We start from the raw sequence: 6,287 nt of genomic DNA, 5'->3' as shown, positions 1-6,287 counted from the left end.
AAAATCCAAACTGCAACCAGACTATCATAGTAATTTTCATTACCTTAGACTCTTAGCTTTGCGACCTATCCTTTCGAATAGTGTGCCAAAAATAGGTATTTATTTATCGTGTTTTGAATATACCATTAAAACCCAAAAAAAGAAAATAGTTTTTTTAGAAAAAACAATTAATTTTTATAGTCTAAATTTTTCACTGAAAAATCCATAATAAAAACTAAAAAAAACATTTTGATCTTAGAAATACATCATACATTCTTTATCGATAAAATGAGATTTTTACTATCCACAAATAGCAAGATAAAATAGAAAAACATCACTTATTTGGAAGTGATGTTTTTTCTATTTAATGCAGTGGTAACATAACCTCAACCGTCGTTCCAACCCCAACTTCACTTTCAAAATTCATTTTACCGTTGTGGTCTTTAATAATTTTTTCTGTAACTACTAAACCTAGACCAGTTCCTGTTTCTTTCGTTGTATAAAAGGCTTCATTTAACTTTGGAATTTTATCTTTCGGAATGCCGCATCCCTCATCTTTCACTTGAATGATGATTCCATCTTTTACAGTAACTTTAATCGTAATTGTTCCGCCAACTGACATTGCTTCAATTGCATTTTTAATTAAGTTAAAAAAGACCTGTTTTAATCGTTTTTCATCACATGTAATTGATGGTAAGTCTTTACTGTAAATACCTTGTATGTAGACTCCTTGTTTTAAAGCAGGCTTTTCCATAACTCGAATAACATAAGAGATAATTCCTTGTATGTTATGAGTTTCTGATTCTAGTGATTTAGATTTCTCAAATCCACTAAGTTCTGTAGCAATTATATGAATCCGATCTACTTCTTGTTTCATAATATCACTATAAATTTTATCCTCTGGATGCTTGTCTGCTTGTTTATTCACAAGTTTTTTTAAGTTTGCTAAAGGTCTTCTAATCTTATAACCAATAACCGTCGCCATTTTTCCAACAGCTGCTAGTTTTTCTGTCTGTTTTATTTCTTTGTCCATCATCTCAAGCGTACGAACGTAAGACTGAACCCTCAAAAATATAATCCAACATATGATAGTAAATACACTATATAATGCCATTGGGATTAAAACGAGAGAAGATTGAATAATGATTCCTGTAAGAGCGTACTTCCCGACAAGTATCGCTGGAACTAACCAGAAATATCTTTTGTTCACAAAGATTGGTGCGAACAAAATAAAAAATACTTCTACTATATTTCCACCGTCAAATTCCGCATCGCTACCATAATAAATCATAATGTTATGGATACAATCTAATACATTATAGCCAATTAGAATAATATACTTTACCACAAAAACATTCTTCCATTTCATAAAGTATATTCCAATGCAAAACAATACTACCGTCAAAAAGTAAAGCCATAAACCTAAACCATCTTCAAACTTTCCTACGCCTTCTTGCTCTCCCGCGATTAAAGGTACGATAAATTCATAGGCAAGATCATACACAAAAAATATAATAAAAAATAAACTTAAAAATACTTTCAACGCCTTTATTTCTTCATTTTTAAATATATAGCCTTTATTCATATGGTAACTCCTAGCTTTTCTTCCACTTGGATTTCAGTATTTCCACACTCCCTTGGGAGAATGATGTCTATTCTCGTTCCAGTATCTCTTTCACTTGAAATATGCAGCTCACCAAGGTGCTCGGCGACAATTCGATTCGCTACCGTAAGTCCCAGACCAATTTTATCTTGTTTCGTTGTATAAAAGGCCTCTGTAACACGGGTTAAGTTTTCTTGCTTAATACCATAACCATTATCGATTACGCTGATTATTACATATTCTTTCCCTTTATTCTCTAATTGCAAATGTAATATGCCACCTTGTTCCATTGCCTCTAAAGCATTTTTTATCGTATATAAAAAGACTCCTCTTATTTTTCGTTCATCACATTCAACTTCTATTGTTTTTTCTTCCACATTAGAAATAAACTGTACGTTTAATTCATTCATTTTTTCGCGAAGACTTGTTATTACTTGTAATACAATTTTTCCTACATCATGTTTCTTATAAATAGAAGGTTTGCATGTAGCAACTTCCATTAACTCACTTATCATATTATTCATATTTTCTATTTCAAAAATCATACGTTTATAAATAGGATCCTCTTCATGCTTCTCTCGTTGTAATTGCGTAAATCCTTTTAATGAAGCGAGTGGATTTTTAATTTCATGTCCAACCGTCGCTGCCATTTTTCCGATTACTGCTAATTTCTGTGATTCGCTAGCAATCGCAATACTTTCCTTTACGGCTGAAAGATATTGTAAAAATCGATTTAAAATGATATATGCAGCTATTAACATAAGCGTACACATAATAAGGAACATAAATGCTTTTACTTCCTCTAATACAAATAAATAAATTAAATATTTTCCTACAATAGAGGAAAGTAAAAACACATAGAATTTTTTATTTAAAAATATAGGTACAAAGAAAATGAGAATAATTTCTATTATATTTGTCGCATCAAACGCCGCTTTATTATAAAAAACATATGCAAATATATTAGCGATTTCTATCGCTATGTATGCAAATATCCATGCATATTTAACAAGGTTTGCCTTCTCTTTTTTCATTAAATATATATTCACGCACAGTATTGCTACTCCGCAAATAACTTGCCATATTATGTTGTATCCCTTATCCATTATTGATTTATCTTCTAATACGATTGCATAGAAAATTTGATATACAATAACAATGACATATAACACCCATAAAAGGATTTTTGCATTCTTTTCTTCTTCTTTATATGATAGAAAACTTTCTTTCACTTCAACACCCCTTCAAAATAATATCTCGAAGAATACCATTTATTATAATAAATGATTTTCATAGACAAACAAAGATAAATCGAACATTTGAGGAAAATCGTACCAAAAACGCAATATATTTAGACTATATACAGAGCATAAAATCTATGATCATTAATACGTATATTATGGAGGATGTTTTATATAGACGGCCTAAAAAGTAAAACAAAGCTTTTAGAATGGAGCCTATTGATAGAACAGGGGGAAATTTATGTTTATTACTGTCGAGAAAGATGTGCATATTTTTGTGCAAGACGTTAATCCTGGTCCAGGTAGTAAGACTGTTTTCTTCGTTCACGGATGGCCTTTAAATCATCAAATGTATCAATATCAACTCAATGTTTTACCAGAGCATGGCTTTCGCTGTATCGCCATGGATATACGAGGGAATGGACAATCTGATAAGCCATGGACTGGTTACACGTATGATCGATTAGCCGATGATATCGCAATTGTTCTAGAAGCACTCCAAGTAGAGAACGCTACGTTAGTCGGTTTCTCAGTTGGTGGTGCTCTTTCTATTCGATATATGTCTCGCTATAATGGGCGCCGCATTTCTAAGCTCGCATTAATTGACGCTGTCTCTCCCTCTTTCGTTAAAAATCAAGAGTCCCCTTACGGTGTACCGAAAGAACAAGCAGATGCTCTCATTAATCAAATGTATGCTAATTTACCAAAATTTTTAAATGATGTATCTTTATCCTTTTTCAATAGAAACTTAGGAGCTGCAACCCTTGAATGGTTTTCTTATCTCGGTATGCAGTCCGCTTCTTATGCCCTTATCAAAATTTTACAAGCAGCTGCAAATGAAGATGTAACGAAAGATTTAAATAAAATTAACGTCCCAACAAAAATCTTCCACGGCGTTCACGACCAACTAATTCCTTACAAAAGTGCTGAGCTTACGCAACAACGAATTAAAAATTCTCAGTTACATGCTCTTACAAATAGTGGTCATGGTTCACCAATCGATCAAGCGGATGAATTAAATAAAGAACTGATAAAATTTTTACAAACATAACAACTGCAATATAAGAATGAACGTTAACATAATCGTTTTTTATAAAACATAAAATTCACACATTTCTCACAAATACACAAATAAAACGATTATATTTTCATATATACTAAATGTACAAGTAATACTCCCTAAACCCAGCTTGTCTGGTTACCCCGTTAAATACTATGAAAAAAGAACTTGTATCGTTATACAAGTTCTTTTTGTTTCTTTTATTTAAAGAGGATATCTTTACTATATTGATTTCCAACGAGTAAATCATATTGAAGCATTTTATATTGCTCTAACATTTCTTTTTGTTTCTTTGTTAAATCATTGATTACTTCTCCATTTTTATCAACTTTTAATTCATCTCTAAGCACTGGTATTTCCTTGTAAAGTTCCGATAAAAATTGATAAAATAAGGATTTATTTAATCCTGCATAATCAAAAATAAGATTAGAAAAATGAATTGGGCTTACTAAACCTAAATTATCATTTGGCATATCAAAGTTTGCATACATTAATAACGGAGTTTGCGCCATCGCTAAACGTTCGCTCGGTGTTTTTTCATTCGTTATATACCCATTTTCTTTATAAAAAGATTTATTTGTTCCTAATGATGGAAGATGATCTCCAAAGAATACTAATAATGTAGGTCTATCTAAATTATCTAGTTGCTCTATTAAATATTGAAGGGCCTCATCTGAACGTCTTAATCCTTCTGTATACGTCTCTAATTCTCCCTTTGATTCTTCATTTTCTAGACCGCTAATTTCTATTAGGTTTTCACCAAATCGGCCTTCTGTAAATGGAAAATGATTTTGCATCGTAACTGCATGAATAAATGTTGGCTGTTTTTGTTCCTCTAACTCAGCAATTATCTCTTTACTCATCGCTAAATCACTAATATAATCTCCATCAATATCCACATTTTCCATCGTGTCCTCTGCATTAAACTTATCAAATCCTAACACCTTATATACATCGTCACGTTTAAAGAATGTGCGACCAAATGAATGAATTGCACTTGTATAATAACCTTCTTTTTTCAACGCCGTAGGGATTGATGGAATTTCTTTCTTATTTGTAATAACCTGCTGATATGGTATAGAACCTGGCTTTAACAAACTCATTGAATAACTTGTTAATGCCTCAAATTCAACGTTCGCCGTATTTCCCCCAAATGTAGGAGAAATAGTTTGTCCACCAGGAAAGTTTTCTATATAATGATGTAAATTTGGTACAGGATCTTCACTAAAAGAAAGGTTAGTTACTTTCGTCGGATCCCAAAACGATTCACTCATTACAAAAATAATATTCGGTTTCTCTTTTTTCTTTTGGCTCCCTATATTTCCACTATATTGTTTTTTTATATCGTTTGCTATTTGAAGCATATTTTCTTTAGAATAATTTTTTGGTTTTTCCATAACTGTTGTATCTAAATTGCTAATAAACCCAAGTACAAAACCATTTGAAGCATAGTTCTCATTTTGATTCCACAAAACAAAATCTACACCTGATTTTTGAAATACTTTATTCATAAATGTATTTGAAAAATTACCATACGCATATAGAGCAAAAATAGATCCTACTACTAATAAGGCTCTTATTCCTAGATGAATCTTTACATTTTGAATATACCTTCTCATATATATCCCTGCTACAATACAAGCTACGATACTTACGATAATGATAAAAATATAACTCCAACTAAAATAGTCCATCACCATCGGTATAACAGATTGCATATGCGTAATTTGTGTGAAATCAGAAGGATATAACGGATCACCTCTGAAAATAAGCTTCAAATAATTCACAATACCTAAAATGACTAACGTACAGCTCGTTAAAACCATACTTAGAAAAACCTTACCTATTAAATTATATACAAGAATATATATTGCATAAATTACTACAAAACTTAATATAAACTGCATATTATAAAAGTAAATCCAATTCATTGCCTCTATGAAAATCATATTAACTTGCATGACAATATAAAATAACGCTACTGTATGAGCTAGTAAAAGTAATATAAAATGCACTCGCAGGGATGCTCTAAGTATAGACATCTCTTTTTTATTGAAATGCGTAATATAAAACGTTATGCCCCATATGAAAATCATCATAACACTTAAAACAAGCTTTTGATTTAAATGATCTTTCATCATGTCTAAATTAAAAACCTTTAAAATCATAAACAGCATAGTTATTACTAATAAAGTCACCATACTACTTATAATGCTAGAAATTAATATATTTCTTTTTGGAAGATGAAAAAGTGTAGAACCATACTTCAATTCATTCCCTCGTTTCTATGTCTTAATTTCCCCCGCATCGAAAGAACTATTTCTATTAAAATAACATATATTACATATTTCGTCTGCATACTTGTTTCTATCATAAATGTATTTTAATATTCCCTTAATCAACA

General features: G+C 31.1%; 4 protein-coding genes and 2 riboswitches (1 of these 6 only partly in view). Of the genes, 1 reads left to right on the top strand and 3 read right to left on the bottom strand.

The window, feature by feature from the left end; all coding sequences use genetic code 11:
* Positions 1 to 4, bottom strand: a riboswitch (cyclic di-GMP riboswitch); it reaches 80 nt to the left of the window's first position.
* A gap of 4 nt (positions 5 to 8) precedes the next feature.
* Positions 9 to 97, bottom strand: a riboswitch (cyclic di-GMP riboswitch).
* 246 nt (positions 98 to 343) lie between these two features.
* Positions 344 to 1,564: an ATP-binding protein gene (locus tag BUA87_RS25505; protein ID WP_072941197.1), complete on the bottom strand. Its 1,221-nt coding sequence runs from the start codon at positions 1,562 to 1,564 to the stop codon at positions 344 to 346.
* Positions 1,561 to 2,814 carry an ATP-binding protein gene (locus tag BUA87_RS25500; RefSeq protein WP_000664861.1) on the bottom strand — a complete coding sequence of 418 codons (1,254 nt, stop codon included), beginning with the start codon at positions 2,812 to 2,814 and terminating at the stop codon, positions 1,561 to 1,563. The genes BUA87_RS25505 and BUA87_RS25500 overlap by 4 nt, the downstream gene beginning before the upstream one ends.
* 250 nt (positions 2,815 to 3,064) lie before the next feature.
* On the opposite strand from BUA87_RS25500, the gene BUA87_RS25495 reads away from it, so the two are divergent.
* Positions 3,065 to 3,874 carry an alpha/beta fold hydrolase gene (locus BUA87_RS25495; protein ID WP_000471062.1) on the top strand — a complete coding sequence of 270 codons (810 nt, stop codon included), beginning with the start codon at positions 3,065 to 3,067 and terminating at the stop codon, positions 3,872 to 3,874.
* 209 nt (positions 3,875 to 4,083) lie between these two features.
* On the opposite strand, the gene BUA87_RS25490 is transcribed toward BUA87_RS25495, so the two are convergent.
* Positions 4,084 to 6,153 (bottom strand): LTA synthase family protein, encoded by a 2,070-nt coding sequence (locus tag BUA87_RS25490; protein ID WP_072941194.1) that lies wholly within the window; start codon positions 6,151 to 6,153, stop codon positions 4,084 to 4,086.
* Between the last annotated feature and the right edge of the window lie 134 nt (positions 6,154 to 6,287).

It is taken from the genome of Bacillus sp. bc15, assembly GCF_900142585.1.
GTDB lineage: Bacteria > Bacillota > Bacilli > Bacillales > Bacillaceae_G > Bacillus_A > Bacillus_A cereus.
This window is presented reverse-complemented; position numbering and strand designations above follow the sequence as displayed.

Coding starts and splice junctions, on each gene's coding strand:
- BUA87_RS25505 (WP_072941197.1), bottom strand. CDS start 1,564: ATGAATAAAGGCTATATATTTAAAAATGAAGAAATAAAGGCGTTGAAA.
- BUA87_RS25495 (WP_000471062.1), top strand. CDS start 3,065: ATGTTTATTACTGTCGAGAAAGATGTGCATATTTTTGTGCAAGACGTT.